This window comes from Streptomyces gamaensis, assembly GCF_042656465.1.
Taxonomy (GTDB): Bacteria; Actinomycetota; Actinomycetes; order Streptomycetales; family Streptomycetaceae; genus Streptomyces; species Streptomyces gamaensis.
Genome location: NZ_JBHSPB010000023.1, coordinates 41,067 through 67,151, shown reverse-complemented (window position 1 = coordinate 67,151; position 26,085 = coordinate 41,067). Strand labels below are relative to the sequence as shown.

Annotated in this window: 22 protein-coding genes; 9 read left to right on the top strand and 13 right to left on the bottom strand. The window is 70.6% G+C overall.

The genetic code is table 11. The features are described 5' to 3' along the window. Positions 1–14: 14 nt before the first annotated feature. Positions 15–3,164 (bottom strand): bifunctional [glutamine synthetase] adenylyltransferase/[glutamine synthetase]-adenylyl-L-tyrosine phosphorylase, encoded by a 3,150-nt coding sequence (locus ACFP1Z_RS28290; protein ID WP_390320503.1) that lies wholly within the window; start codon positions 3,162–3,164, stop codon positions 15–17. Between the two features lie 353 nt (positions 3,165–3,517). Between ACFP1Z_RS28290 and ACFP1Z_RS28285 the strand changes: the two genes are divergently transcribed. After that, on the top strand, positions 3,518–3,814 hold the full coding sequence (locus tag ACFP1Z_RS28285; RefSeq protein ID WP_390320502.1) for a hypothetical protein: 297 nt from the start codon (positions 3,518–3,520) through the stop codon (positions 3,812–3,814). Beyond that, complete coding sequence (locus tag ACFP1Z_RS28280; RefSeq protein WP_390320501.1) at positions 3,811–4,179, top strand: fic family toxin-antitoxin system, toxin component; 369 nt, start codon at positions 3,811–3,813, stop codon at positions 4,177–4,179. Before ACFP1Z_RS28285 ends, ACFP1Z_RS28280 begins: the two co-directional genes overlap by 4 nt. Positions 4,180–4,224: 45 nt before the next feature. On the opposite strand, the gene ACFP1Z_RS28275 is transcribed toward ACFP1Z_RS28280, so the two are convergent. The 6 genes from ACFP1Z_RS28275 to ACFP1Z_RS28250 all read right to left on the bottom strand — a co-directional run bounded on the left by ACFP1Z_RS28275 (position 4,225) and on the right by ACFP1Z_RS28250 (position 10,298). After that, a complete protein-coding gene (locus ACFP1Z_RS28275) occupies positions 4,225–4,752 on the bottom strand; it encodes a pentapeptide repeat-containing protein (protein WP_390320500.1) in 528 nt (175 codons plus the stop codon). 119 nt (positions 4,753–4,871) lie between these two features. After that, positions 4,872–6,251, bottom strand: a complete 1,380-nt coding sequence (locus tag ACFP1Z_RS28270) for a DUF6177 family protein (protein WP_390320499.1) — start codon at positions 6,249–6,251, stop codon at positions 4,872–4,874. Between the two features lie 88 nt (positions 6,252–6,339). Then, positions 6,340–7,206: an immunity 49 family protein gene (locus ACFP1Z_RS28265; protein ID WP_390320498.1), complete on the bottom strand. Its 867-nt coding sequence runs from the start codon at positions 7,204–7,206 to the stop codon at positions 6,340–6,342. 50 nt (positions 7,207–7,256) lie between these two features. Continuing rightward, positions 7,257–7,844, bottom strand: coding sequence for a pentapeptide repeat-containing protein (locus ACFP1Z_RS28260; protein ID WP_390320496.1), 588 nt, complete (start codon positions 7,842–7,844; stop codon positions 7,257–7,259). 25 nt (positions 7,845–7,869) lie between these two features. Beyond that, complete coding sequence (locus tag ACFP1Z_RS28255; protein ID WP_390320495.1) at positions 7,870–9,909, bottom strand: hypothetical protein; 2,040 nt, start codon at positions 9,907–9,909, stop codon at positions 7,870–7,872. Then, positions 9,906–10,298, bottom strand: a complete 393-nt coding sequence (locus ACFP1Z_RS28250) for a DUF6507 family protein (RefSeq protein ID WP_390320494.1) — start codon at positions 10,296–10,298, stop codon at positions 9,906–9,908. Before ACFP1Z_RS28250 ends, ACFP1Z_RS28255 begins: the two co-directional genes overlap by 4 nt. Positions 10,299–10,602: 304 nt before the next feature. Here ACFP1Z_RS28250 and ACFP1Z_RS28245 point away from each other — a divergent pair, with 304 nt between their 5' ends. The 3 genes from ACFP1Z_RS28245 to ACFP1Z_RS28235 all read left to right on the top strand — a co-directional run bounded on the left by ACFP1Z_RS28245 (position 10,603) and on the right by ACFP1Z_RS28235 (position 13,278). After that, the gene (locus ACFP1Z_RS28245) at positions 10,603–11,472 is read left to right on the top strand and encodes a helix-turn-helix domain-containing protein (RefSeq protein WP_390320493.1); all 870 of its coding nucleotides are present in this window, start codon (positions 10,603–10,605) and stop codon (positions 11,470–11,472) included. Continuing rightward, entirely contained in the window at positions 11,469–11,681 is a 213-nt protein-coding gene (locus ACFP1Z_RS28240) for a DUF397 domain-containing protein (protein WP_390320492.1), read from the top strand. Before ACFP1Z_RS28245 ends, ACFP1Z_RS28240 begins: the two co-directional genes overlap by 4 nt. Positions 11,682–11,805: 124 nt before the next feature. Beyond that, positions 11,806–13,278: a cation:proton antiporter gene (locus ACFP1Z_RS28235; RefSeq protein WP_390320491.1), complete on the top strand. Its 1,473-nt coding sequence runs from the start codon at positions 11,806–11,808 to the stop codon at positions 13,276–13,278. Here the strand turns inward: ACFP1Z_RS28235 and glnA are convergent. From glnA to ACFP1Z_RS28220, 3 genes are all read right to left on the bottom strand, one after another. Continuing rightward, entirely contained in the window at positions 13,238–14,599 is a 1,362-nt protein-coding gene (gene glnA / locus ACFP1Z_RS28230; protein WP_390320490.1) for a type I glutamate--ammonia ligase, read from the bottom strand. The two genes, ACFP1Z_RS28235 and glnA, sit on opposite strands and share 41 nt — an antisense overlap. A 125-nt stretch (positions 14,600–14,724) precedes the next feature. Then, positions 14,725–15,606: an alpha/beta fold hydrolase gene (locus ACFP1Z_RS28225; protein WP_390320489.1), complete on the bottom strand. Its 882-nt coding sequence runs from the start codon at positions 15,604–15,606 to the stop codon at positions 14,725–14,727. A 142-nt stretch (positions 15,607–15,748) separates the two neighbouring features. After that, positions 15,749–17,224, bottom strand: a complete 1,476-nt coding sequence (locus tag ACFP1Z_RS28220) for a glutamate/gamma-aminobutyrate antiporter GadC (RefSeq protein ID WP_390320488.1) — start codon at positions 17,222–17,224, stop codon at positions 15,749–15,751. Between the two features lie 149 nt (positions 17,225–17,373). Between ACFP1Z_RS28220 and ACFP1Z_RS28215 the strand changes: the two genes are divergently transcribed. From ACFP1Z_RS28215 to ACFP1Z_RS28205, 3 genes are all read left to right on the top strand, one after another. Beyond that, complete coding sequence (locus ACFP1Z_RS28215; RefSeq protein ID WP_390320487.1) at positions 17,374–17,838, top strand: hypothetical protein; 465 nt, start codon at positions 17,374–17,376, stop codon at positions 17,836–17,838. Positions 17,839–17,906: 68 nt separating this feature from the next. After that, positions 17,907–19,526 carry a multicopper oxidase family protein gene (locus ACFP1Z_RS28210; protein ID WP_390320486.1) on the top strand — a complete coding sequence of 540 codons (1,620 nt, stop codon included), beginning with the start codon at positions 17,907–17,909 and terminating at the stop codon, positions 19,524–19,526. Positions 19,527–19,594: 68 nt separating this feature from the next. Next, on the top strand, positions 19,595–21,343 hold the full coding sequence (locus ACFP1Z_RS28205) for an NAD+ synthase (RefSeq protein WP_390320485.1): 1,749 nt from the start codon (positions 19,595–19,597) through the stop codon (positions 21,341–21,343). Between the two features lie 61 nt (positions 21,344–21,404). Here the strand turns inward: ACFP1Z_RS28205 and ACFP1Z_RS28200 are convergent, their stop codons facing one another. The 3 genes from ACFP1Z_RS28200 to ACFP1Z_RS28190 form a co-directional block, all read right to left on the bottom strand. Further along, positions 21,405–22,424 (bottom strand): endonuclease/exonuclease/phosphatase family protein, encoded by a 1,020-nt coding sequence (locus ACFP1Z_RS28200; RefSeq protein WP_390320484.1) that lies wholly within the window; start codon positions 22,422–22,424, stop codon positions 21,405–21,407. A gap of 242 nt (positions 22,425–22,666) precedes the next feature. Then, on the bottom strand, positions 22,667–23,257 hold the full coding sequence (locus tag ACFP1Z_RS28195; RefSeq protein WP_390320538.1) for a TetR/AcrR family transcriptional regulator: 591 nt from the start codon (positions 23,255–23,257) through the stop codon (positions 22,667–22,669). Between the two features lie 23 nt (positions 23,258–23,280). Continuing rightward, on the bottom strand, positions 23,281–24,921 hold the full coding sequence (locus ACFP1Z_RS28190) for an MFS transporter (RefSeq protein WP_390320483.1): 1,641 nt from the start codon (positions 24,919–24,921) through the stop codon (positions 23,281–23,283). 162 nt (positions 24,922–25,083) lie between these two features. Between ACFP1Z_RS28190 and panB the strand changes: the two genes are divergently transcribed. After that, on the top strand, positions 25,084–25,953 hold the full coding sequence (gene panB / locus ACFP1Z_RS28185) for a 3-methyl-2-oxobutanoate hydroxymethyltransferase (protein ID WP_390320482.1): 870 nt from the start codon (positions 25,084–25,086) through the stop codon (positions 25,951–25,953). Positions 25,954–26,085 lie beyond the last annotated feature (132 nt).

Genomic DNA, 26,085 nt, shown 5'->3' with positions numbered 1-26,085 from the left:
CCGTCGGCGGTCCCCTACGCCCCGTAGAACAGCTCCTCCACAACAGCCCGTGCGCGCCGCGTGATCCGCCGGTAGTCGTCCAGCATCTCGCCGATGTGACCCGGCTCATACCCGAGATAGCGGCCCACCGCCCCCAACTCCCGCGGGTCCGTGGGAAACGTGTCCCCGGGCCGCCCGCGCACCAGCATCACGGCGTTGCGGACGCTGGTCGCCAGGACCCACGCGTCGTCCAGGACGGCCGCGTCCTCCGCGGGGATCAGCCCGGCGGCGCGGGCGGCGGCCAGGGCCTCACGGGTCCGCGTCGTCCGCAGCCCCGGCTCCGCCCAGCCGTGCCGCAACTGCAACAGCTGCACGGTCCACTCGACGTCCGACAGCCCGCCGCGGCCGAGCTTGGTGTGGGTCGTGGGATCCGCGCCGCGCGGCAGCCGCTCGCTCTCCATCCGGGCCTTCAGCCGCCGGATCTCGCGCACCGCGTCCTCCCCGAGCCCCTCGGCCGGATAGCGCAGCGGGTCGATCAGCTCCACGAACCGCTGCCCGAGCCCGGCGTCCCCCGCCACGGGCCGGGCCCGCAGCAGCGCCTGGCTCTCCCACACCAGCGACCAGCGCCGGTAGTAGGCGGCGTAGGAGGCGAGACTGCGCACGATGGGCCCGGACCTGCCCTCGGGCCGCAGACCGGCGTCGACGATCAGCGGCGGGTCGGTGGTGGGCAGTTGGAGCAGCCGCCGCATCTCCCCCGCGACGGCGAACGCGGCCTTCGACGCCTCCTCGTCGGAGACCCCCTCGCGCGGCTCGTGCACGAACAGCACGTCCGCGTCGGAGCCGTAGCCCTGCTCGTGCCCGCCGAAGCGGCCCATGCCGATGACCGCGAAGCGGGTGGGCAGCGTGTCGCCCCACTCGGCGCGCACGGCCGCGCGCAGGGCGCCGGCGACGGCGGCCGCGTTCAGGTCGGAGACGGCGTCACCGACCTCGTCGACCCGCAGCCGCGGATCGTGCCCGCCGCCCGGCGCGCCCTTGCCCGTACCGCCGTTGCGGCGCCCGTACGCGCCGATGATGTCGGCGGCGGCCGTACGGAACAGCTCGCGGCGCCGCACCCCGCGCACCGCCACGATCGCGGCCTCGGCGTCCTCCGCCCGCCCCACCGCGGCCAGCGTCTCCGCCTCCAGCGTCGCGCGGCCGCGCGGCCGCAGGCCCTCCGGGTCGCCGAGGAGGGCGACGGCCTCCGGCGCGCGCAGCAGCAGGTCGGGGGCGAGCCGGCCGGCGGACAGCACCCGGGCCAGGTTCTCGGCGGCGGCCCCCTCGTCCCGCAACAGCCGCAGATACCACGGGGTCTTGCCGAGCGCGTCGGAGACCTTGTGGAAGTTCAGCAGCCCCGCGTCCGGGTCGGCGGAGTCCGCGAACCAGCCCAGCAGCACGGGCAGCAGCGTCCGCTGGATCGCCGCCTTGCGGCTCACCCCCGACGCCAGCGCCTCCAAGTGCCGCAGCGCGGCGGCCGGATCGGCGTAGCCCAGCGCGGTGAGCCGGTGCCCGGCGGCCTTGGCGCTGAGCCGGATCTCGCCCGGCTCCAGCTGCGCGACGGCGTCCAGCAGCGGCCGGTAGAACAGCTTCTCGTGCAGCCTGCGCACCTCGCGCGCGTGCCTCTTCCACTGCACGCCCAGCTCGGTGACCGGCTCCGTCCCGCCCGGCCAGTCGAAGGCACGGGCCATCGACCGCCCCAGCGTCCGCAGTTCGGCCTCGTCGTCCGGCATCAGGTGCGTACGGCGCAGCCGGTACAGCTGGATGTGGTGCTCCATCGTGCGCAGAAAACGGTAGGCGGCGTCGAGCGAGGCGGCGTCCGCCCGCCCCACGTAGCCGCCCGCGGCCAGCGCGGCGAGGGCGTCGAGCGTACCGGTGGCACGCAGCGTCGCGTCACTGCGGCCGTGCACCAACTGCAGCAGCTGCACGGCGAATTCGACGTCCCGCAGCCCGCCCGGCCCCAGCTTCAGCTCCCGCTCCGCCTGCCCGGCGGGGATCGCGGCGACGACCCGGCGGCGCATCTGCTGCACGTCCGCGACGAAGTTCTCCCGCTCGGCCGCCTGCCACACCAGCGGCGAGACCGCGTCCACGTAACTCTGCCCCAGCGCGGCGTCCCCGGCCACCGGCCGGGCCTTGAGCAGCGCCTGGAACTCCCAGGTCTTCGCCCAGCGCTGGTAGTAGGCGAGGTGACTGGAGAGCGTACGCACGAGGGGGCCGTTGCGCCCCTCCGGCCGCAGATTGGCGTCGACCGGCCAGATCGTCCCCTCGGGGGTGACGTCGGAGCAGATGCGCATCATGCCGGAGGCGAGGCGGGTGGCAGCCTGCAGGGCGACACTCTCGGAGGCCCCGCCCGCCGCCTCCGCCACAAAGATCACATCGACGTCGGAGACGTAATTCAGCTCCCTGCCCCCGCACTTGCCCATCCCGATGACCGCCAGCCGGCACATCGCGGCATCCCCCGGCCGCTCCCTGCAGGCGATCGCGAGCGCCACCCTGAGGGTCGCGGTGGCCAGATCGGCGAGCTCGGCGGCGGTACGGGCCACGTCGGTGGTCCCGCAGATGTCACGCGCCGCGATGGCGAGCAGCGCACGCTTGTACGCGGCCCGCAGCCCGTCGGCAGGCGCCAGCCCGGTCCGGCCCATGCCCTCGACCAGCTCACCCTCGAACTCGTCCGTCCCCGGCTGCGGGTCACCACTCCCCCCGTACGGCCCCTGCGGCAGCAACGCCCGCCAGTCACCCGGGTGCCGCGCCAGATGATCCCCGAGCGCGACGGAAGCACCGAGAACAGCGAGGAGACGATCCCGCAGGGGCTTGCCGTCAGGGTCGGCGGCAAGGGCCCGGAGGAACTCCTGGAGCTGTCCACGGCTCTGCAACGCCTCGGCCAGACGGACGAGCCCGTGCAGGGCGAGATCGGGGTCGGCGGTGACACCGAGGGCGTCGAGGAGGGGGTCGGAGGGGGTGGTGGGGGCGGTGGGGGGTGGCGGGGGGCCGTGGGGGGCGGATTGCAGGGCGACGGCATCACGCCCGGCGAGGGCGTCGCGCAGCGCGGCCAGCTCCGGGCTGTCGAGCCGGCGCTGGGCGGTGGCCGGGTCACCGAACCCGTATCTCAGCAGGCGCGTGAAGCCGCTGCTCCTGCGTCCGAGCCCCGTCATCCCGCCCCTCCAGGCTGCTCCATGGATCCACCGAGGTGCCGATGCTCCAGCCTATCGGCAGGGCGGGGCCGAGGATCCCGGCGGACGACGCCAGGGCTGCGTCAGGACTGCTGGTAGCGCGGCAGCTTGTCCGTGGTGATCGTCCACTCGCCGATCGCGACGTCCTCCACGTCAACGGCGGTTGATGCGACCGGCCGCCGCCCCGGCCCGGTGGGCGTTGCCGCCCGTGCACCGGCCCCGCGGATAGGACGCGGCACAACAGCCGCGCCCCGGCGCTCGCCCGGTAGTGGAACGGGGCCGCGAACTCTCCCACAAATCCCCGAGCACGGCAGCCCGCTGCTACCGTCGTGACCATGGACAGCAACGAGGGCCGCCACGTCTCGGCCGACTTCCCGCCCGAGGACTACGAGCGCCTGGTCGCCGCCGCCCACGGCACCGGGCGGACACCGGAGGACTTCGTCCACGACGCTGCGATGCGCGCCGCCGACAACCCCTTCACCCAGGCCCTGGCGGACACCATGGCCGCCATCGACGAGATGGCCCCCGCCTTCGCCCGCGCCGACCGCACCACCCACCCCCTGGCTGAGGACGGGCCGGACACTCCCCTCTCCAGCCGGAGCCTTCGCGCCCAGCACCGCCGCGCCGCATGACGCGTCACCTCACGGTCGAGGAACTGCTGGACATCGCGCAGCGCCTCCCTGAAGACCCGGCCTGCTGGGACCTCGGCGCCCTGGAGGCTGCCGTCGCCCGAACCCGCGCCCACCGCATGGAACGGGACGTCTATGGCTCGCTGACCCTGAAAGCCGCAGCCCTCCTCCAACTCCTCGCCCTCCTCGAACCCCTCGAACACCACAACGCGCTCTTCGCATGGGCCAGCGCACGCACGTTCCTCGCCGTCAACGGGGTCCCGCTACTGTGCAAGACCGACGACGCGATCGACCTGGTCCTCGCTGCGGGCCGCCGCGAACTCACCGTCAAGGACATCTCTGCCCGGTTGCGCACCTGGACCTCGTAGCAGGATGACGCTTCAGCGGTACGGGGACCTGCTGGCGCCCGTCTTTCACCGCGGCACGACGCACACGTCGGCGCCGCGCGTGCGAAGCCAGTGTTCCAGCTCGGCCCCACCGAGTTCGCGGGGTTCCGCCGCTTCACCGTGAAGGAGGACGGGGCCGAGGAGGGTGCCTGTCATGCCGTGGACCCGGGTGTTGTGGTCGACGATGACCTCGAAGGAATTGAGCTCGCCAAGGTCGGCGTCGCTGAGATCCGCGCCACGGAGATCGGTGTGCAGCAACCACGCTCCCATGAGCCTGGCATGCCGGAAAGACGCCCCGGAGGCGTCGACATCACAGAGTGACGACTTGACCATATCGGCACCGTTGAGCATGGCTCCGCGCAGCACCGCATCGTCCATCTCGACTTTCACGAGGCACGCATCCGTCAGGTCCGCTCCGGAGAAGTCGGCGTAGTTGGCGTACGTGCCGTAGAGGTCCGCGCCGACCAGCCTGGTCCCGATCGCCTTGGTTTCGACGAACAGCGACGAGCAGAAGCGGCCCCCGGACAGGTCCGCGCCGCTGATGTCGAGTTCCACGACGTCGAGTTGGTCCTTGGCTCCTTGCTCCCGCATCCACTCTTGGATCCGCTCTGCAGCCGCAGAGTCGGCCGGGAGGGTAGGCGGTGTCCAGCTGGCGGTGGAACGATCGTGGGTTGTCACAGTCCCTGCGTCCCTTGCGTGTGCGTCTCCCGGAAGGCCCCCGTAAGCCGCCGCAGCGCCACCCAGGCAGCCGGGTCCGTGCCATCGCCCAAGGGATAGTGGAGGGCAGCTCCCAGCCGAGTGGGGTGGAAGCCGGCAGGCGCGCTGCCGACGGCATCCGCGCCGAGCGTGAAGGACACCGGGATCGGGGGCTCCTCCTGGGTGGGCGGTACGGTCAGGTCCCGGCGGGCCTTGCGGAGTGATACGAGCAGCGATATCAGGCCGTGGCGGGCGGCCAGTTCTTCGGCCAAGGCCGGGACGGCGTCCAGTGAGGGGTGCTCGTCCGGGCCGTAGCCGAGAGCAAAGGTGCAGTCCTCCTCCACTCCGGCGGTGGTGCGGCTGACGCGGAGCGTGGCGAGCGCGGGGTGGTCGGGGCGGCCGACGACGGTCAGCGTTGTGGGCTGCGGTGCGCGGCTTCTCGCGAGGCTCGTCAACTGGAGTTTGGACCACGGCAGGTTGACGGGTTCGGCTGTGCTCCATCCGGCGGGGGCGGCGCCGGTGAGGTGTCGCCATGCGGTTTCGAGGGCGCCCCCGAGCATGAGTTCCTCGGTGGCGGGGTGCTTGGTGCGCAGGGAGAGGATCAGTTGGCGGTCGCCGCTGTCGGTGCCGGAGCTGATCCCTTCGACAATCCGTGGAGCGCTGCTGCTCGGTGCGAACGTTCCACCCCGCCAGTGGAGTTCGGCACCGGAGAGTCCGTCATAGCAGCGGCCCTGTTCGTCGCGGACGACCCAGCGGCTGGGGACGCCGCTGAGCGCCGCACGCATGGGCAGGGTGAGACGGGCCGCAGGCGGAGTGATGACCTGGAGGGTCCTTCCGCTGGTGGCGGCGGTACGCAGCGCGTGGGCGAGCGCGTTGCTCAGGGGGATGATCGGGCGCTCTTGGATGGCGACGACGGTTTTGTCGGTGACGACGTCGACGGCCGGCGAGCCGGTGTCGGGCGCGGTCTCCGGGACTTCTCCGAACGGCACGACATCCGTGATGACCGGACGACGCGGCCAGACGGCGCCGCCGAGCACGGTGACCAGGCGACCCGCGAAGGACCCAGCGAGCTTGGCCGCTTCGGGGACGGCGGCGGAGGCGTGGACTTGGGTCCACCAGAGGGGGCCGTCCGGGATATCGATGTCGTCGCCGAGAAGTCGCCTGGCTTCGCCCGGCACTTGCACAAAGGTAGGCACCTCTACGGACAGCAGCGGGCGCCCGCCCGGAGAGCAGAGCTGAATGACAGCTCCGTCGCTGACCGACCGTACTTCGATGTCGGGGCCGCCCGCGTACAGCCCTGCGAGGAGGGTCTTGGGGTCGGGCATCTCGGGGGTGAGGGCGATGACGGACTGAGTCATGCCGCACCTCGCGAGAGGGAATTCGGGAGAGTCACGGGTTCCTTCAGCACCGGTCGGATACCTTCATCAGGCTGTGTTGCACTGTGGCTCAGGTCTCGAACTCGCCCAGCCACTCGCGGTTCAGCAGATACTTGGGCAGGTATTCGGACTCGACCTCGATGGGGAAACCGGCGTCGTAGGCGAGGCAGGTGATACCGAGCAGCTGAAGCGGCACGAAGCCGCTCGTGTACGACGCCCGCTCCTCGTCTGCCGACCAGAACTCCCTGTGCCATTGGAGAGCTTCCGCGAGAGCCGAGTTGAACTTGGCGTGATCCTCACGGAGGAACTGGTGGAACAGCTCCATCGGAGGCCAGTGGATCTTGAGCACCTGCTCACGATTGGCGATCTGCACCACGTCAGGATCGGTGGCATCTACCGCAGCCACGAGCTTTTCCCCCAGGTCCTGCCCGTTGAGCCAGTACGTCTGCAAAGCAGCCGCCCACGCGAAGGAATGTTCATCGCAGAACACCTCGGACTGAGACTCGCGCAACAGGGACTGCGGGACACGGCACAGCTCAGTCATCCGGCCTTGCTCACGACAAATGACCGCAAGCCAAAAGGCGTTGAGCCAGTTGACAACGTGGGCACTGCCACGAAGGTCCACAGCAGGAATCGTTCGCATTTTACGTGCGATACGACACTGGATCGAACCACCCTCCGCCCTCGCAGAGGCGAACAAGGCAGACCCGACCTGCATGGCCTGAACATATGCGGCCCACGTTCCGAACTCACCCGCCATCGGATCAAGGCTGCAACGAGCCTTGGCGAGAGTCACTGCTGCGCTGAAAGCACTACCCAGCGCAGAAGGGAACTCTTGCAAGTCGTTGATCTCTTCGCGAGCGTTCTCTTCAAGAACCTCGACACCACGCGCCAGTTGCGCGGAAGGAAACTCATGGCGCGGCACATTCACAGTCATCCAGTTTTCCCCATCACCCAATGTCGAAGTACTTCATAGGGACCTTCGGCTCAATCGATCGGAGTCACGCGCACGTCCCCGCCACGCTCTCGAATCCAACTCTCCAGCGCGTCACCCCCCAAGGTCCGAGTTGCCCCTTCTCCAACGAGTTGCGCCGGCCCGAACACTGTTCCCCTCAACCCCTGAACGACCGTGTTCTCGTCCAGCGTGACCTTGAAGGAGTTGCGCTCAAGCGTCGCGCCGGAAAGATCAGCTCCGGAGAAGTTCACGTCAAGAAGAGAAGCACCCCAGAACTGCGCATCCCGGAAAGAGGCACCGGAAGCATCAACTCCGCACAACGACGCCTTCACCATGTCTGTGCGGTCCAGGATGGCACCTCGCAGTACAGCATCGTCGAAGTTGACGCGAACCAGGGAAGCTCCGGTGAGATCTGCCTGAGAGAGGTCCGCCCACTCAACATCCGAACGGTACAGCTTCGCGCCAATCAGCCGGACACCTGTCATGTTGGCCTCGGTAAACCAGGACTCCGAGAAGTCCCCTCGTGACAGGTCAGCACCTCTCAGATCCAGTCCGACCGCATCAAGGCCACCCTGAGATTGAAGCCACTCCCGCAGACGCTCCGCCGCAACCGGGTCCACCGGAAAAGCTCCGGGAGCCCATCCCTTAGGGGTACCAGATGACATTGTCTTCCCAACCATTCCTCTCAACGATGGACCTGACGTCGTCAATCGCGGCTTGATTAGCGTTTCGGATATCCAGAATCACGATGCGCTTGTGCCCGACAATCTGCTCTTTCAGCTTGTTGACCCAACGGCCGTTGTTCGCTGGATTGTACGCACCCTTGAAGGGCTGGGACTTGTCGCGCACATTGTTGAACGGCGGCCAGTCCGAGTGGACACCCTTGATGTCGTAGTACCTCCCGGTACTCGCCGAGTAGAACTCGCCGCTGTCACGCTGGGGCGGGCGTCGGATGTCAGCGGGGAGACGCCCCTGATCCCGTAGATCCAACCCAACACGTGCTTCCTCCTGCGTCTTCGGCTTAATGCCCCAGTTATCGTCCGGGTCCCGCTGAAGGTGGTCAAAGTCCTCAGGATGCCGCCCTTCGACCTCTTCGAGGTGACTCCTGTGAGCCGCTCTCTCCTCAGGGGTGAGCTCCGGCACCGGCTCGTTCGCACGCTCAGCCTCCGCACCGTTCGAGGTCGATGCGTGGTGCTCACCGCTGTGGCCAGAATGCCCGCCTGCTGATGGGGCGCTCGTATCCGGCTGACGCCCGCCATGGTTCGGCGCACCACTGGAGGATCCGCCCCCGCTGTGGTCACCAACCGGTCCACTGCCACCACGAGCCGTGGACTCATGCGTATGCGCGCCTGTCTTGGCCCGTGCCAGCTCCCTCTCCGCAGGCATGTCCCCCGAAACAGCCCTCTGATCGGCCCGCGGCTCATGGTGTGCCGCGTCCTTCACGACCTTGCCGTCAGCGTCGACCGGTATGAACTTGCCGTCCTCCAGCCGCAGTTTGGAGCCGTCCGCCAGTTCCAGCACACTGTGCACCCGGTCGGCACCGAGAGCCGCCCCCACTCGCTGCTGAATCGCCGCCGTGACGTCAGAGATCTTCGGCAGAGAGCCGAGCGCCTTGCCGCCCAGTTTCAAACTGGCCGAAAGCGGGTCGAGGTACTCTCCCGCCCTGAGCGCGGTAGCACCGACCTTGGCCGCCGTACCGGCCTTGCCGGCCTCGCCGAGCTTTCCGGCGGCTGCGGCACCGATCCCCAAGGTCAAAACGTTGAAGACGACGGTGCCCGCCGCCTGTCCCGGGTTCTTCTCCCACATGTCCCATGCCACAAAGGACTTGCCGAAGTCCCGGGCGGCCTTCTTCTGCCGTTCGACGTCCGGATCCGGCTCGTCCTCACCGAAGGCCAGGTCCAGGAGCGAGGTGAACGGGGAGACCGAGTAGTGGCCGATGCCGGCGACGGTGTCCCCCAGTTGTCCCCACGCGTCACCATCGAATGTGACGAGGGATCCCAGGCCCTTGAGGCCCTCCCAGAAGCCGTCCTTGGCGAAGCCCTCCCAGGCGAAGCTCTTGATCTGGTAGCCGAGGTCCCAGGCGTGATGGGACTGCTCGACCGGGGAACCCCATGGCATCTCGGCCTGGTTCATGGTCTCGGCGTCGTAGCCGTACATCGCCGTCGTGAGGTCGACCTGGTGGCTGCCGTCGTCCTTGACGAACCGTGTCCCGCCCACGATCGCCGTGATTCTGTCGGCGGCATTGCGCTCCGCGTCCTGGAAGGCGGAGACAGTGGCGTTGATGTCCGTACGCAGCTTCTCGTGACGGTCGACCTTCTTGCTGTCGAAGGTCCACTCGTCGTCGCCCTCGACGGTCGTCAGGAACGCGGCGGCCTCGTCCCGCAGTTGCTCCAACCGCTTCGCGAGCGGCCTGGCCACCTGGACGAAGACGTCCAGGGCGTCGGCAACGGTCTCCAGGTGGTCCGCGAAGGCGCCCGCCTTGTCCGCCACGGGCCGGGTCGTGGCCAGCAATTGCCCTATCTCCGGGGCTTGGTAGTGGCCGTCGAGCAGCTGGAAACGGCCGTGCACGGCAAGCCCGTGCATCCGGATCCCGTCCGCGTCGCCACGCAGCCCGGTGGCGGCCTTCTCCAGCTCCTCGAAGTTGCCGATGTACTGCGGGACAGTCGTCGGGTATATGAGCCTCATTGGTGACCGCCCTGCTTGCCCGCACCGCCCGGCATCTCATCGGCCGAGGGCGCCTCGGCCGCCTTGTGTAAAGTGTCGGCGGCCATGTGGAGGTCACCGGCGAGGTAGAAACCCGCTGCCGCACCTGCGCCGTTCAACGACTTGACTGCGCGTACGCCGATGAAGGCAGCGTCGGATGCCGTCCTCTCGGCGAACTGTGTCAGGGCGATGCCGATGGGGCTCGGCGGGGCGTTGCCGCAGTACGCCCCGGAGATCGTGCCGGCCGATATGGCGGCGCTCCCCACGTTCTTGCCGTAGGACGCGAGATCCTGCTTCACGCCGTCGATCGAGTACTCGACGAGCGAGAGCACAAAACGAACTCCGGAGGGATCTATATCCCACCCAGGCATGCCCACCCCTTGGTTTGTCGCTGTCCCTGCGACGGTCCCCGTACCGGTCGTTTGCACGACTCAGCAGCGTCACGATGCGCCTGCGTCACGCATCTCGCACACTCTATCGAGGGCGTCTGACAACGCGGGGTTGACGAGTGGTCCGATCCTGCCGCCCGGCACGGCCGGGCCTGGAAGGCTGGATCGCGGCGGGGCCGGTACGGGGGGCTGACCGCCTCTGACAAACACGATCTGTCCAGGCGTCCGCCGTGGCGTCCGGAGCCCGCACGGCGTTGGTGGACAGGCACACAGGAGGTGGACACGCATGACTGAGGACGACAACAGCGTGGTACACGAGGCGGACGAGACCGGCTGGGAGATCGACCCGGCGGACGAGTCAGCGCTGCTCATGGTGGCGACGGGCCGTCAGATCGAGCTGTGGCGGGAAGACAGGGGGATGACACGGGTCGACCTCGCGGAGGCGATGGGCTACACCGCCAACTTCATCTACAGGGTTGAGAAGGGGCTACGCATCCCGAGGCCGGAGTTCCTGGACAGGCTGGACGAGGAACTGGAGGCAGGCGGCAAGATCTCCGCAATGAAGCAGGATCTGGCGCAAGCCCGGTACCCGAAGAAGATCCGGAACATCGTCAGGCTGGAGCGGGATGCCGTCGAGATCTGCACGTACAACAACTGCGTCATCGACGGCCTGTTGCAGACCGAGGACTACGTGCGAGCGGTGTTGCGCACCCGTCGGCCCCCGTTCCGGGAGGAAGAGCTCGAACGCCGACTGTCTGACCGTTTGGCTCGCCAGAAACTACTTCACACTCCGACGGCGGTGCCGTTCTTCAGTTACGTGCTGTGCGAATCTACTCTGCGCCGCCCCATCGGAGGCAGAATGGTGATGCGCAAGCAGCTCGAACATCTCCTGGAGATCAGCCAGTTGCGGAATGTGGATCTGCAAGTGCTGCCCCTGAACCGAGCGGAGAACTCTGGCCTCGACGGCCCGTTCCGCCTGCTGAAGCTCAAGGACGGCAAGATGGTCGGGCTGTACGGCGTGCAGTTGACCAATCGGGTGGTCACCGACGTCAACGAGACTCAGACTCTGGACCTGCGCTACGGAGCCGTCCGAGCTCAGGCCCTCACCCCACGCGAGTCGCTGTCCTTGATCGAGAAAGCACTGGGAGACACATGAACGCCGAACCACTTGTTGGGACAGAGGTCGAGTCGGGCTGGGCAAAAAGCAGCTACAGCGGTACTGACGAGCTCCAATGCGTCGAGGTCGGGACAGGAGCCGACACAGTCCGCATACGCGACTCCAAAACCCCAGCCAGCCGACACCTCGCATTCACCCCAGCGGCCTGGACCCGCTTCGTGGACCACACAGCTGCCACAACCCCCTGACGCCTACTTGCTCCCCCGCCGGAACGGCCACTGCCCCACCCTCCACCGGACCTCAAGCGGCACCCCCCACAGTCGGATGTCCGCGCACCCCAGTCCGGCACCGTTCCAGGGGAGTTGACCGTCCTTGGCCACCACGCCCACCGGCTCGGCCCCGCCGGAACGCCACAGCCGCAGCCACGGCCGGACCCGACGGCCGTACTGGGTCGCCGTCTCCGCCACCGCGCTCCTCCCCCTGGCCGCCGTCGGCTACGTCATCGCCGCAACACCGAGAAGCAGGACAACAGCCCAGCACATCAAGCCCACCCCCCTGCTGGACACCACCGCCCACTTCCTCCTCGCCGCCTGTCTCGTCCTGGCCGTCGCCCACCTCGCCGGCCGGCTCGCCGAGCGTCTCGGTCAGCCGAAGGTGATCGGCGAGATCTGCGCCGGAATCAGCCTGGGGCCCAGCCTGCTGGGCCGGTTCGCCCCCGGTGCGGTGGGCTGGTTGTTTCCGCAGCAGACGACTGCGATGCTCAATGGGCTCGCCCAACTCGGGCTGGTGGTCTTCATGTTCGGGGTGGGGCAGGAGCTCGGGGGCATGCGGCTGCGGGGGGCCGCGCGGCAGGCGTTGCTGGTGAGTCAGGCGTCTCTGCTGCTGCCCTTCGCGGCGGGTGCGCTCCTGGCGGTCCCGCTCTCGGAGCGCTATCTCGGCACCGGCGGCAGCCCTTTGGCGTTCGTGCTCTTCCTGGGGTGTGCGCTCAGTATCACGGCCTTCCCCGTGCTCGCGCGGATCCTCGAAGACCTCGGGCTGACCCGTACCCGGCCGGGACGGCTGAGTCTGTTCGCCGCCGCCGTGGGGGACGGCGGCAGCTGGCTGCTGCTGGCCGTGGTGCTGGCGGTGACCCAACAGGCTGGCCCCGCCAGGCTGTTGATCGGCCTCGGCGGAGCACTCGCGCTCGCCGTGGTCTGTGTCGGGCCGGTACGCGCGTACCTCGCGAGGCGGCCGGACCGCGACGGGACGGCGGCGGCCTCACCGGCGCTGTCGCTCCTGCTCGTCGCGGGCATCGCCGGTACGTCCGTCCTCTCCGCGAGCGTCGGTATCCACCAGTTGATCGGCGCCCTGCTGGCGGGCCTGGCCTGGCCCGCGCACCGTCGCTGGGCGGCCGGAGCGGCGGCGCCGCTGACGGCCACGGCCCGTACCGTCCTGCTGCCCTTCTTCTTCCTCGGGTTCGGGTTGTCGGTGGACATCGGCTCGCCGTCGACGGACGGCACCACGGCCCTCGTCCTGGCGGGCCTGCTGGCCGCCGCCGTGCTCACCAAGATCGTCGGGCCGGGCCTGTGCGCCCGCCTCACGGGCCTGCCGTGGCGGGAGTCCCTCACCCTGGGCGTCCTGCTGAACGCGCGCGGCCTCACGGAACTGGTCGTGCTGCAGATCGGTCACGAGGCGCGGCTGATCGACGACCGGATGCTGAGCCTGCTCACGATCGTGGCCCTGGTCACCACGGTCCTCACCGCGCCCCTGCTGCGTCTGACGGGCGCACACCGTCTGCCCGTCACGGGCGGCGAGCCCGTACCGCCTAAAGAACCGGCAGCATCTTTCTCCGCTCGAACGCCGTGACCTCCGAGCGGTACTCCTCCCACTCCTGCTTCTTGTTGCGCAGGAAGAAGTCGAAGACGTGCTCGCCGAGCGTCTCGGCGACCAGCTCGCTCTTCTCCATGAGCTCGATGGCCTCGCCGAGGTTCTGCGGCAGCGGCTCGATGCCCATCGCGCGCCGTTCGGCGTCGGACAGCGCCCACACGTCGTCGTCGGCGCCGGCGGGGAGCTCGTAGCCCTCCTCGATGCCCTTGAGGCCGGCCGCGAGCAGGACCGCGTAGGTCAGGTACGGATTCGCGCCCGAGTCGATGGAGCGGACCTCGACGCGCGTCGAACCGGTCTTGCCGGGCTTGTACATGGGGACCCGGATGAGGGCCGAGCGGTTGTTGTGGCCCCAGCAGATGTAGGAGGGGGCCTCGCCGCCGGCGCCGGCGGTGCGCTTGGAGCCGCCCCAGATGCGCTTGTAGGAGTTGACCCACTGGTTGGTGACGGCGGAGGTCTCGGCGGCGTGCCGCAGGAGGCCGGCGATGAAGGAGCGGCCGACCTTGGAGAGCTGGTACTCGGCGCCGGACTCGTGGAAGGCGTTGCGGTCGCCCTCGAAGAGCGACAGGTGGGTGTGCATGCCCGAACCCGGGTACTCGGAGAAGGGCTTGGGCATGAACGTCGCGTGCACGCCCTGCTCCAGGGCGACCTGCTTCATGACGATGCGGAAAGTCATGATGTTGTCGGCGGTCGACAGGGCGTCCGCGTAGCGCAGGTCGATCTCCTGCTGGCCGGGCGCGCCCTCGTGGTGGCTGAACTCGACCGAGATGCCCATGGATTCGAGCATGGTGATCGCCTGGCGGCGGAAGTCCATGCCGACGTTGGTGGGGGTGTGGTCGAAGTAGCCGGAGTTGTCGGCGGGCACGGGGCGGGTGCCGTCGACGGGCTTGTCCTTCAGCAGGAAGAACTCGATCTCGGGGTGGGTGTAGAAGGTGAAGCCGAGGTCGGAGGTCTTGGCGAGGATGCGCTTGAGGACATACCGGGGGTCGGCGTAGGACGGCGAGCCGTCGGGCATGAGGATGTCGCAGAACATCCGCGCCGTGCCGGGGGCCTCGGCGCGCCAGGGCAGGATCTGGAAGGTGCCCGGGTCCGGCTTGGCGATCATGTCGGACTCGTAGACGCGGGCGAAGCCCTCGATCGCGGAGCCGTCGAAGCCGATGCCCTCGTCGAAGGCCTGCTCCAGCTCGGCCGGGGCGACGGCGACGGACTTCAGATAGCCGAGGACGTCGGTGAACCACAGCCGCACGAACCGGATGTCGCGCTCTTCCAGGGTGCGGAGCACGAACTCCTGCTGCTTATCCATGTCTACCTATCCTTGCAGGTCGGACGGCTCCTGACGGCGGCGTCGGCGACGGCCGGGACTTGAGTATCGCCGCTCCGGGTTACCGGGGGGTTTCCGGCCGGAACCGGCTCCCCCGTGCATCGTACTTATGCCCGGATCGGTGGGTTGGCCAGCACGGCGGCGGCGACGGCCTGCGGACGGTCGTACATCAGCAGGTGTCCGGCGGGGGCGACGGCCTCGAAGCGGCCGTCGAGGAGCTCGGCCAGCGCCCGCTGCCGCTCCAGCCAGCGCCGCTCCAGCCAGGAACCGGTCCCGGGGGAGGCGGCCAGCACGGTCACCGGTACGGGTGGCAGGGGGTGCCGCTCGCGCAGCGCGTGCAGCTCGGCGGCGACGTCGCGGTAGCGGGCGTTCTCCATGAGCAGGGCGCGCGCCACCCGGCCCGTGCCGTACGTGCGCCGCACCAGCTCGGCGGGGGCCGGGTCCTGGCCGGTCACGGAGGAGGCGCGCACGGACAGGGCGCGCAGGGAGGGGCCGAGCGCGCGCGGCAGGCCGGCGGCGGCCAGGACCCGGCCGCGCGCCTCGGCGGCGGACGTGCGCAACTCGCGGGCGGGCGCGGGCCGTACGTCCTCCTCGACGCTGCCGTCGACGAGGACGACACCGGCGGTGCGCCCGGGGTGCAGGCGGGCGAACGCCTCCGCGTGGAAGCCGGCGAGGGAGTGGCCGACGACCGTCACCGGGCCGCCCAGGCCCAGGGCGTCGAGGACGCCCGCTATCCGGTCCGCCTCCCCCGCCGCCGTGGGCGGCTCGACGGGCGGGGCGCTGAAGCCGAGGCCGGGGCGGTCGAAGCGGACGACCGTGCGGTGCGGGGCGAGCAGCGGCACGACGGGCTCCCAGTCGAACCAGCTCATGCCGAGCCCGGGGCTCAGCACACAGGCCGGGCCCCGCCCCTCGCGCACCACGTGCAGCGGGACGCCGCCGACCCGCAGCATGCGCCCCGGCGGGCGCTCGATGCCGTCCGTGCCGCCCATGCCGTGCGTCCCCCTTCGGTCGTGCCTGCTCACCGCGCCAACGGACGGTCGGGGCGTGCCGGTTCCCGGGCCCGCGCGGTCCCACGCGAACCGTACCGGCCCCGGGGACGTCCGTACGCGCCCGCGGACCGCTCCCCGTCGGCTAGCCTTCGGCGGGTTCGCGGTGCTCCGCCGCCACCCAGTGCGGTTTGCGCAGCGCCAGGAACGACAGCGGCGCGAGGAAGCCGATCACCAGCAGGCCGCCGCCGACGGTGAGCAGATAGCTCCACACCGGCTGGTCGCCGAACTGCTCCGGCGGCAGGAAGCCGATGCACATCGCCGCCAGGGAGGACAGCAGGCCCACGCCCGCGACGAGCGGCAGGGCGGGGACGCGGAAGCCGCGCGGGCGCTCCGGCTGGGTCTTCCGCAGCCGCACGACGGCGGCGAACATCAGCAGGTACACCACGAGATAGATCTGCGCGGTGATCACCGAGAAGATCCAGTACACGCTGGAGACGTTCGGCACGAAGGCGTAGAGCAGCGCGATCAGGGTGGTCAGCCCGCCCTGGGCGACCATGATGTTGCGCTGCACGCCGTGCTTGTTGAGCCGCTGCAGCGCGGGCGGCAGATAGCCCTCCTGCCGGGCCACCATCAGCAGGCCCTTGGACGGGCCGGCCAGCCACGCGAGCATGCCGCCGAGCGCGGCCGCGACCAGCATGACGGCGACGACCTTGGTGAGCCAGCCGACCCCGAAGTGGTCGAAGAAGCCCTGGAACGCCTGCATCACGCCGCCGGTCAGCGTCAGGTCCTCGCCGGGCATGACCCAGCTGATCGCCAGCGCGGGCAGGATGAAGATCAGCAGCACGAGGCCGGTGGCCGCGAAGACCGAGCGCGGGAACTGCCTGCCGGGCTCGCGCAGCGAGGAGACGTGCACGCCGTTCATCTCCATGCCGGAGTACGACAGGAAGTTGCCGACGATCAGTACGAGGCTGCCCAGGCCCGTCCACGGCGGCAGCAGGTGGCCGCTGTCCATGGGCGCGGCGGGCGCGTTGCCCTGGCCGAGGAAGACCAGCCCGAGGACGACCAGGACCACGCCGGGCACCAGCGTGCCGATGACCAGGCCCAGGCTCGACAGGCCCGCGACCGCCTTCGTGCCGCGCGAGGAGATCAGCACGCCCGCCCAGTAGACGACCACGATCACGATCGCGACGTAGACGCCGTTGTCGGCCAGGCGCGGGTCGACGACGTAGGCGAAGGTACTGGCCACGTAGGCCAGCAGGCTCGGGTAGTAGGCGATCGTCATCGCGAACTGGCACCACACCGCGAGGAAGCCCAGCGGCTTCGACGACAGCCCCTCGCTCACCCACCGATAGACGCCGCCCGTCCACCCCGAGGCCAGTTCGGCCGAGACCAGGGCGGTCGGCAGCAGGAAGACGAGGGCGGGCAGGAGGTAGAGGAAGACGGCCGCGAGTCCGTACAGCGCCATCGACGGGGCCGGGCGCAGATTGGCGACGGAGGCGGTGGTCATCATCGCGAGGGTCACCCACGAGATGAACTGGGTCCGCGTCGCGGCGGGGGCGGGGGCAGGGGCAGCAGCGGTGAGGGGACGTTCGTCCCGCACCTGTTCCGTGCTGGTCATGTGGGGTCGAGCGTTCCTTCAGGGCTGTGCAGAGAGCTGTGCGGAAAGTTGTAACGACCCATAATCCAGCCTTGGGGACCCTGCGCGCACATCGGATACCCGCAGGGGGTAGGGTCGCGCCGCGAGGTCACGACGGGCGGAGAGGCGCGATGCACGAGCAGCGGGGGGCCACCGCGTGGTGCGGTCGGCTGCTGCTGTTCGCGGCGCTGCTGCTCGGGATCGTGACGATGCACACGCTGGGGCACCCGCGGCACGATGCGGCTGCCGCCGCGCACGGTTCCGGGGCGCACGCTGGATCCGCCGCGCAGCACGCGCACGAGACCGAAGCACACCAGGCCGTGCCTGCGCTGCACGCTGCGCCCGTGCGTCCCGCACCGGAAGGCGCCGCTCAGCCCGCCCCCGGCGGGCTCGGTATGGACCCCTCGTCCGTCTGTCTCGCCGTGCTCGGTGCCGGGCTGCTGCTCCTCGTGCTGCGCGAGCTCTTCCGTGCCGCCCAGCGGCGATTCCGCGCGCCCGGAGTCCGCATCCGGGCAGCGCTGTTGCGGGCCCTGTGGCCCATTCCGCCCCCGCCCCGGGGCAAGTCCCTCGCCCGGTTGTCGGTGCTGCGTACGTAGGTCGCGCCGGCGCGCTCGCGCCTGCCCGTACGTACCACCAACCGGCAACACCCGAAAGGGACTTCACCATGCGTACCCCCACCCGCCGTTCCGTCCTCGCGGCCGGTGCCGCTCTCGCCGGGGGCGGTCTGCTCGCCGCCTGCGGGAAGGGCTCCGACGGCGCCTCCCCCACCGCGTCGGCGGCGTCCGCCGGCTACGTCGCCCCCGACGGGCCGGAGGTCGCGGCCGCCGAGGCGCGGCGCGGCTCCGGGCCCGTACGGGAGGCGGCGCTGACCGCGACGCGCGCGCGGCTCGACCTGGGCGGCGGTGTCGCCGTCGACTCCTGGGCGTACGACGGGCAGCTGCCCGGCCGGGAGATCCGGGTCTCCGCCGGGGACACCCTCGCGCTGACCCTGGCCAACCATCTGCCCGAGCCCACGTCCGCGCACTGGCACGGGCTCGCGCTGCGCAACGACATGGACGGCGTCCCGGGGCTGACCCAGCAGGCGGTGAAGGCGGGGGCGTCGTTCACCTACCGCTTCACGGTGCCGCACCCGGGCACGTACTGGTTCCACCCGCACTCGGGCGTCCAGCAGGACCGCGGCCTGTACGCACCGCTGATCGTCGAGGACCCGAAGGAGCCGCTGAAGTACGACAAGGAGTGGGTCGTCGTCCTCGACGACTGGGTCGACGGTGTGGACGGCAGCACCCCGGACGCGGTCCTCGCCGAACTCGCCCGCGGCATGGGCGACATGGGCGGTATGCACCACGGCGGTGGCCACGACATGAGCGGGATGGATCACGGCGGCGGCCACGACATGGGCGCGATGTCCGGGATGTCCATGGCGGCGGCCGGCTCCCCCTCCCCTGCGCCCTCCGGCCCCTCCCGCATGCTCATGGGCGCCGACAGCCCCCTCCTCGGCGGTGACGCGGGCGACGTGGCCTACCCCCACTACCTGGTCAACGGGCGCACCGCCGCCGATCCGCAGACATTCACGGCCAAGCCCGGCGACCGGGTGCGGATCCGCTTGATCAACGCGGGCGGTGACACCGCCTTCCGGGTCGCGCTGGGCGGTCACCGGATGACGGTGACGCACACCGACGGCTACCCGGTGGAGCACGCGCAGACGGATGCGCTGCTGCTGGGCATGGGCGAGCGCTACGACGTCCTCGTCGAGGTCCAGAACGGGGTGTTCCCGCTGACCGCGCTCGCCGAGGGCAAGAAGGCCTCGGCGCTGGCGCTGCTGCGTACGGGCGGGGGCGCGGCGCCGGACGCGTCCGTACGGCCCCGGGAGCTGGACGGCACGCTGCTGACCGCCGACCGTCTCAGGGCGGCCGAGGGCGCCCGCCTCGGCGGCCGCAAGCCGGACCGTACGGTCCCGCTGCGGCTGACCGGTTCGATGGCGAAGTACGACTGGGCCGTCAACGGCAAGAAGTACGCGCCGGACCAGCGCTACCCGGTGGCGGCGGGCGAGCGCGTCCGGCTGGCGTTCGTCAACAACACCACCATGTGGCACCCGATGCACCTGCACGGGCACACCTTCGCGCTGCCCGGCGGCGGGCCGCGCAAGGACACCGCGATCGTGCTGCCCGGGCAGCGCCTGGAGGTCGACTTCGACGCCGACAACCCGGGCCTGTGGATGCTGCACTGCCACAACGTCTACCACGCGGAGTCGGGGATGATGACCGTCCTCGGGTACACGAGGTGACGCCCGGCACCTGACGGTCCCGCCGACGCCGGAAGAGATCGCGTCAGAGTGACGGTTACCCTTGAGGCGTGCCACAACTTCGCCTCGCTCTGAACCAGATCGACTCCTGCGTCGGCGACCTCGCCGGCAACGCCGATGCGATCGTCCACCGGACCCGGCGCGCCGCCGAACAGGGAGCCCATCTGGCGGCCTTCCCCGAGATGGCGCTGACCGGCTACCCCGTCGAGGACCTCGCGCTGCGGCCGTCCTTCGTGGAGGCCAGCCGGGCGGCGCTCACGGCGCTCGCCGGGCGGCTCGCGGAGGAGGGGCTGGGCGAGCTGCCGGTGCTCGTCGGCTACCTCGACCGCAGCGAGCAGGCGCGGCCCCGCCTGGGCCGGCCCGCCGGGTCCCCGCTGAACGCGGCCGCCGTGCTGCACCGGGGCGCCGTCGCGCTGCGCTTCGCCAAGCACCACCTGCCGAACTACGGCGTCTTCGACGAGTTCCGCTACTTCGTGCCCGGCGAGACGATGCCCGTGATCCGGGTGCGCGGCGTGGATGTCGCGCTGGCCATCTGCGAGGACCTGTGGCAGGAGGGCGGCCGGGTGCCCGCCGCCCGGACCGCCGGGGCCGGGCTGCTGCTGTCGGTCAACGCCTCGCCGTACGAGCGGGAGAAGGACGACACCCGTCTGGAGCTGGTGCGCAAGCGCGCCCAGGAGGCCGGCTGCACGACCGCCTACCTGGCGATGGTCGGCGGGCAGGACGAGCTGGTCTTCGACGGCGACTCCATCGTCGTCGACCGGAACGGCGAAGTGATCACGCGGGCCCCGCAGTTCGAGGAGACATGCCTGCTCGTCGACCTCGATCTGCCGGCCGCCGGCGAGGTCCCCTCGGGGGTCGTGGACGACGGGCTGCGGATCGAGCACGTGACGCTGTCCGCGGAGCCGGTGGCCGCGTACGAGCCGCTGCCGCCGGCTCCGGCGCCGCACCTGGGCGACGACGCGGAGGTGTACCAGGCGCTGGTCACGGGCCTGCGCGCGTACGTGACGAAGAACGGCTTCCGCAGCGTGCTGATCGGTCTGTCCGGCGGCATCGACTCGGCGCTGGTCGCGGCCATCGCGTGCGACGCGGTCGGGGCCGCGAACGTGTACGGCGTGGCGATGCCCTCGCGGTACTCCTCCGAGCACTCCGTGGGCGACGCCGAGGAGCTGGCCCGGCGCACCGGGCTGAACTTCCGTACCGTCCCCATTGCCCCCATGTTCGACGCGTACATGGGCGCGCTGGGGCTGACCGGGCTCGCCGAGGAGAACCTGCAGTCGCGGCTGCGCGGCACGATGCTGATGGCGATCTCCAACCAGGAGGGCCACATCGTGCTCGCGCCGGGCAACAAGTCCGAGCTGGCGTGCGGCTATTCGACGCTGTACGGCGACTCGGTCGGCGCGTACGGGCCGATCAAGGACGTCTACAAGACGTCGATCTTCCGGCTCGCGAAGTGGCGCAACCAGGCGGCCGCGGAGCGCGGGGAGACGCCGCCGATCCCGGAGAACTCCATCACCAAGCCGCCGAGCGCGGAGCTGCGGCCGGGCCAGGTCGACACGGACTCGCTGCCGGACTACGACGTGCTCGACGCGGTCCTGGAGCTGTACGTCGACGGAGACAGGGGCCGGGCGGACATCGTCGCGGCGGGCTTCGAGCCGGAGCTGGTCACGCGCGTGCTGCGGATGGTCGACACGGCGGAGTACAAGCGCCGCCAGTACCCGCCGGGCACGAAGATCTCCGCGAAGGGCTTCGGCAAGGACCGCCGCCTGCCGATCACGAACCGCTGGCGCGAGTCCTCGTAGGACGGCGCACGCACGCCGCGGGGCCCGGACGTCGCCGTCCGGGCCCCGCGCTCGTATGCCGTCAGAGCTTGACGCGCGCCGCCACCGGCAGGTGGTCGCTGCCCGTCTCCGGCAGGGTCCAGGCGGTGACCGGTTCCACGTCGCGCACCATGATCTGGTCGATGCGGGCCATGGGGAACGCCGCGGGCCAGCTGAAGCCGAAGCCGCTGCCGGCGACGCCCTGCGCCGAGCGCATCTGCGAGGTGATGGGGGCCAGCGAGCGGTCGTTCATGGTGCCGTTGAAGTCGCCGAGCAGGATGACCTTCTTGACCTGCTCGCCGGCGATCGCGCGGCCGAGGGCCTCGGCGCTGCTGTCGCGCTGCCCGGCGGTGAAGCCGGCGTTGAACTTCACGCGCACGGACGGCAGATGGGCGACGTAGACCTTCACGGCGCCCTTGGGGGTGCGCACGGTGGCGCTGAGGGCGCGGGTCCAGCCCATGCGGATGTCGACGGGCTGCGCGTCCTCGACGGGATACTTGCTCCAGACGCCGACGGTGCCCTGCACCGAGTGGTACTTGTACGTGCCGGCGAGCGCCTTCTCGTAGACGGGCACGGCGGAGGGCTTGAGCTCCTCCAGGGCGAGGATGTCCGCGCCGGAGGCGGCGACGTCCTTGGCGGTGGTGACGGGGTCGGGGTTCTCGGCGTTCACGTTGTGGCTGACGACCATGAGGTCGCCGCCGCTGCCGGTCTTGTCGGTCAGCAGCCCGCCGAAGAGGTTCGTCCAGGCGATGGCGGGCAGCAGCAGCGCGATCAGCGCGGTGGCCGAGCGGCGCAGCACGGCGAGGACGAGCAGGACGGGTATGCCCAGGCCCAGCCAGGGCAGGAAGGTCTCGGTGAGGCTGCCGAGGTTGCCGACCTGGTTGGGCAGGTGGGTGTGCAGGATCATCACCAGGCCCAGCAGCACGGCGAGGGCGGCGAGGACGATGCCGCGCCGCCAGACACCGGGGCCGCGCCAGCGCCGGGCGAGGCGCCGGACCCGGGTGCCGGTCCCCCGCGGACCGGTTCCTTCGCGGTCCGTCTCCGCCATGTACCCCTGCGCCATCGGCTGTCCCCAACTCCTCGTCCCCTGCGGCCCCCGGTCCACCCGAACCATAGGTGATCTTGCGCGGTGCGCTGCGGGGGCATGGCCGACGCTCCCCGTCCGGGGAGCGTCGGTGGGGAGGACGTACGGGCCGTCGGCCCGGGTTCCGGCGCCCGGGCCGTACTGGAGTGCTGTGACAGAACGGGCATATTCGAGGCGGGGCAGGGCCGTTGTCCGACAGGTGGGCCTGTTCCGCGCGGGGACTACGTCCGGGGGCGGACCCCTTCGAGCACCGTGTCCACGATCTGCTCGGAGAGCCCCTCGGGCAGCTCGCGCCAGGCGTGCAGCACGGCGCGGGAGAGCATGGGGCTGACGAACAGGTCGGTGAGCAGGTCGACGTCCACGTCGGCACGGATCTCGCCGGTGGCCATGCCACGCCGCAACACGGCGTGGATGGCCTCGCGGCGCGCGGTGACGACCGTCTCGTGGTACTCGCGCCACAGTCCGGGCTGGGCCTGCATCTGCGTGATGAGGGTGCGCAGCAGCGCGGAGGAGCGGCGGGCCAGGCCCCGGCGGCGCAGGAACTCCAGCACGACGACGAGGTCGTCGCGCACGGTGCCGCCGGGGGGCTCGGGCTGGGGCTCGTCCAGGGAGCGCAGCACGTCGATCATGAGGGCTTCCTTGCCGGCCCAGCGCCGGTAGACGGTCGCCTTGCCGACGCCGGCCTCGCGGGCTATGCGCTCGACGGACAGCTCGCCGATGGTGACGCCCTCCTCCAGCAGCCGCAGGACGGTCTCGATGACGGCACTGTCGACGGCGGCGTTGCGCGGCCGTCCGCGGGTCCGCTCACGCATGGCGGGGGCCGCCTCCTTCGTGCTCACGCGTCCGCTCCCGCCTCGGCCGTACGGGCGGGCGCGGCGCTCTCCCCGGGGCGGGGGCCGCCCTTGCCCGGCAGGAACAGGGCGACGACGAGCGCGCCGAGCAGGGCGACGGCGGTGGAGCCGATGACGGTGACGTGCATGGCGTGGATGAAGGCGTCGTTGGCGGGGGCGACGAGCTCCTTGCCCGCCGGGCCGAGCTGCCCGGCGACGCCGAGGGTGGCCTCGATGGACTCGCCGGCGGCGTGCCGGGCGGAGTCGGAGAGGCCGGGCACGGCGGCCAGCCTGTCGGCGATGCCGTCGCGGTAGGTGGTCGACAGCAGGGAGCCGAGGACCGCGACGCCGAGGGCGCCGCCGATCTGCCGGAAGGTGTTGTTGACGGCGGAGCCGGAGCCGGCCTTCTCCCGCGGCATCGACTGCATGATCGAGACGGTCGCGGGCGGCATGATGTGCGCCATGGCGGAGCCCTGGACGAAGAAGATCACTTCCAGGATCCAGATCGGGGTGCCGGCGTCCAGCAGCAGGAAGCCCGCCATGGTGGCGGCGACCAGCACCATGCCGACGGCGCACACGGCACGCGCGCCGAACCTGCGGACCGCGTGCCGGGCGCGCGGCGCGAAGAACATCTGGGCGGCGGCGAGCGGCAGGAGCAGCAGCCCGCTCTGCAGCGGGGTGTAGCCGCGCACACTCTGGTTGTAGAAGACGATGAAGAAGGTCGTGCCCATCAGCGCGAAGAAGACCAGCGAGATGGAGGAGACGGCGGCGGAGAAGGCCGGGTTGCGGAAGTAGCGGACGTCGATGGCCGGGTGGTCGGTGCGCCGCTCGTGCAGGACGAACAGGACGAGCACGAGCAGGCCGCCGCCGACGGTGCCCCACACCTCGGGATCGGTGAAGTCGGCGAGCTGTCCGGCCTTGATGATGCCGTAGACGAGCAGGACGAGGCCGACGACGGACAGCAGCACGCCGACGGGGTCCAGCCGGCCGGGGCTGGGGTCCTTGGAGTCGGGCACCAGCAGCACCATCGCGATCAGTCCGGCGACGACGATGGGCACGTTGACGAGGAAGACCGAGCCCCACCAGAAGTGGGTGAGCAGGATGCCGCCGGTGATCGGGCCGATGGCGATGGCCAGGCCGACGGCGCCGGCCCATATCCCGATGGCCCTGGGCTGCTCCTCGCGCTCGAAGACGTTCATGATGATGGCGAGGGTCGCGGGCATCACGAACGCGCCGCCGAAGCCCATCACCGCGCGGAAGGCGATGAGTTCGCCGGAGGATCCGGAGAAGGCGGAGAAGACCGAGCCGATGCCGAAGACGGTGATGCCGAAGAGCAGGGTCTTCTTGCGGCCGTAGCGGTCGCCCAGGAGTCCGGCGGTGAACAGTATTCCGGCGAAGACCAGCGTGTAGGCGTTGATGGCCCACTCCAGCTGGCTCTGGGTGGCGCCCAGGCCGTCGGGGGCCGGGGAGGCGATGGTCTTCATCGCCACGTTGAGGATCGAGTTGTCCAGCACGACGATCAGCAGGCTGAACAGCAGGACGGCGAGGATCGCCCAGCGTCTGCGGTGCACGGCCTCGGGCACCTTGCGCGCGGGGGCCTCCGCGGGGGACGCGGACGGGGACGGGGGTCTGGGCGTACTGGCCATACGGCCCACCCTAGACCTTTTTCGATACGGCACCGTCTCGTATTGGAAAAGTCGACGGAAAGCCCGGGCGAGCACGCGGGGCGGGGCGTGACAGCATGGAGGTGATCCGGGGACGCCGCGACGGCGCCCCGAGACGACGACGGACAACAAGGAGCCAGTGCCATGACGCACGCCTTGCACACACCCGACAGCAGCCCCGCCAACCCCAAGGCGCTGTACGGGGGATCGAGCTCGCGGCGCATCACCGTCCGCGACATCGCCGCCGCCAAGGAGCGCGGCGAGAAGTGGCCGATGCTCACCGCCTACGACGCGATGACGGCCTCCGTCCTCGACGAGGCCGGCATACCCGTCCTGCTCGTCGGCGACTCGATGGGCAACTGCCACCTGGGCTACGACTCCACCGTGCCCGTGACCATGGACGAGATCACCCTGCTGTCGGCCGCCGTGGTGCGCGGCACCCGGCGCGCCCTGGTCGTGGCCGACCTGCCCTTCGGCTCGTACCAGGAAGGCCCGGTCCAGGCGCTGCGCAGCGCGACCCGGCTGGTGAAGGAGGCCGGGGTCGCGGCGGTGAAGCTGGAGGGCGGCGAGCGCTCCGCCGAGCAGATCGCCCTGCTCGTCGACTCCGGCATCCCGGTCATGGCCCACATCGGGCTGACCCCGCAGTCCGTCAACGCCTACGGCGGCTACCCGGTGCAGGGGCGGGGCGACGAGGCCGCGCACCGGCTGCTGCGCGACGCCAAGGCCGTGCAGGACGCGGGCGCGTTCTCGGTGGTGCTGGAGCTGGTCCCGGCCGAGCTCGCGGCCGAGGTCACCCGCACCCTGCACATCCCCACGGTCGGTATCGGCGCGGGCCCGCACTGCGACGCGCAGGTGCTGGTGTGGACGGACATGGCCGGGATGACCGGCGGCCGGGTGCCGCGCTTCGTCAAGCAGTACGGGCAGCTGCGCACGGCCCTCGGGGAGGCGGCCCGGGGCTTCGCGCGGGACGTCGTCGACGGGACGTACCCGGCGCCGGAGCACTGCTTCCACTGATACCCGCGTGAGCCGGGCCACCGCGCCGACAGCCCGTACGGGACGGGCTGTCGGCGCGGTGTCGGTGCTCTGTCGGCGGGCTGTCGGTGGTCTGTCGGGGCGTTGTCAGTGGGTGCTGGCACCGTGGAGGGC

What these genes read in the sequence shown, in the direction of transcription:
- ACFP1Z_RS28210 (WP_390320486.1), top strand. Translation starts at nt 17,907, where the DNA reads ATGCGTACCCCCACCCGCCGTTCCGTCCTCGCGGCCGGTGCCGCTCTC.
- ACFP1Z_RS28190 (WP_390320483.1), bottom strand. Translation starts at nt 24,921, where the DNA reads ATGGCCAGTACGCCCAGACCCCCGTCCCCGTCCGCGTCCCCCGCGGAG.
- ACFP1Z_RS28285 (WP_390320502.1), top strand. Translation starts at nt 3,518, where the DNA reads ATGGACAGCAACGAGGGCCGCCACGTCTCGGCCGACTTCCCGCCCGAG.
- ACFP1Z_RS28250 (WP_390320494.1), bottom strand. Translation starts at nt 10,298, where the DNA reads ATGCCTGGGTGGGATATAGATCCCTCCGGAGTTCGTTTTGTGCTCTCG.
- glnA (WP_390320490.1), bottom strand. Translation starts at nt 14,599, where the DNA reads ATGGATAAGCAGCAGGAGTTCGTGCTCCGCACCCTGGAAGAGCGCGAC.
- ACFP1Z_RS28255 (WP_390320495.1), bottom strand. Translation starts at nt 9,909, where the DNA reads ATGAGGCTCATATACCCGACGACTGTCCCGCAGTACATCGGCAACTTC.
- ACFP1Z_RS28215 (WP_390320487.1), top strand. Translation starts at nt 17,374, where the DNA reads ATGCACGAGCAGCGGGGGGCCACCGCGTGGTGCGGTCGGCTGCTGCTG.
- ACFP1Z_RS28270 (WP_390320499.1), bottom strand. Translation starts at nt 6,251, where the DNA reads ATGACTCAGTCCGTCATCGCCCTCACCCCCGAGATGCCCGACCCCAAG.
- ACFP1Z_RS28240 (WP_390320492.1), top strand. Translation starts at nt 11,469, where the DNA reads ATGAACGCCGAACCACTTGTTGGGACAGAGGTCGAGTCGGGCTGGGCA.
- panB (WP_390320482.1), top strand. Translation starts at nt 25,084, where the DNA reads ATGACGCACGCCTTGCACACACCCGACAGCAGCCCCGCCAACCCCAAG.
- ACFP1Z_RS28245 (WP_390320493.1), top strand. Translation starts at nt 10,603, where the DNA reads ATGACTGAGGACGACAACAGCGTGGTACACGAGGCGGACGAGACCGGC.
- ACFP1Z_RS28290 (WP_390320503.1), bottom strand. Translation starts at nt 3,164, where the DNA reads ATGACGGGGCTCGGACGCAGGAGCAGCGGCTTCACGCGCCTGCTGAGA.
- ACFP1Z_RS28220 (WP_390320488.1), bottom strand. Translation starts at nt 17,224, where the DNA reads ATGACCAGCACGGAACAGGTGCGGGACGAACGTCCCCTCACCGCTGCT.
- ACFP1Z_RS28265 (WP_390320498.1), bottom strand. Translation starts at nt 7,206, where the DNA reads ATGACTGTGAATGTGCCGCGCCATGAGTTTCCTTCCGCGCAACTGGCG.
- ACFP1Z_RS28200 (WP_390320484.1), bottom strand. Translation starts at nt 22,424, where the DNA reads ATGGCGCAGGGGTACATGGCGGAGACGGACCGCGAAGGAACCGGTCCG.
- ACFP1Z_RS28225 (WP_390320489.1), bottom strand. Translation starts at nt 15,606, where the DNA reads ATGGGCGGCACGGACGGCATCGAGCGCCCGCCGGGGCGCATGCTGCGG.
- ACFP1Z_RS28195 (WP_390320538.1), bottom strand. Translation starts at nt 23,257, where the DNA reads ATGCGTGAGCGGACCCGCGGACGGCCGCGCAACGCCGCCGTCGACAGT.
- ACFP1Z_RS28280 (WP_390320501.1), top strand. Translation starts at nt 3,811, where the DNA reads ATGACGCGTCACCTCACGGTCGAGGAACTGCTGGACATCGCGCAGCGC.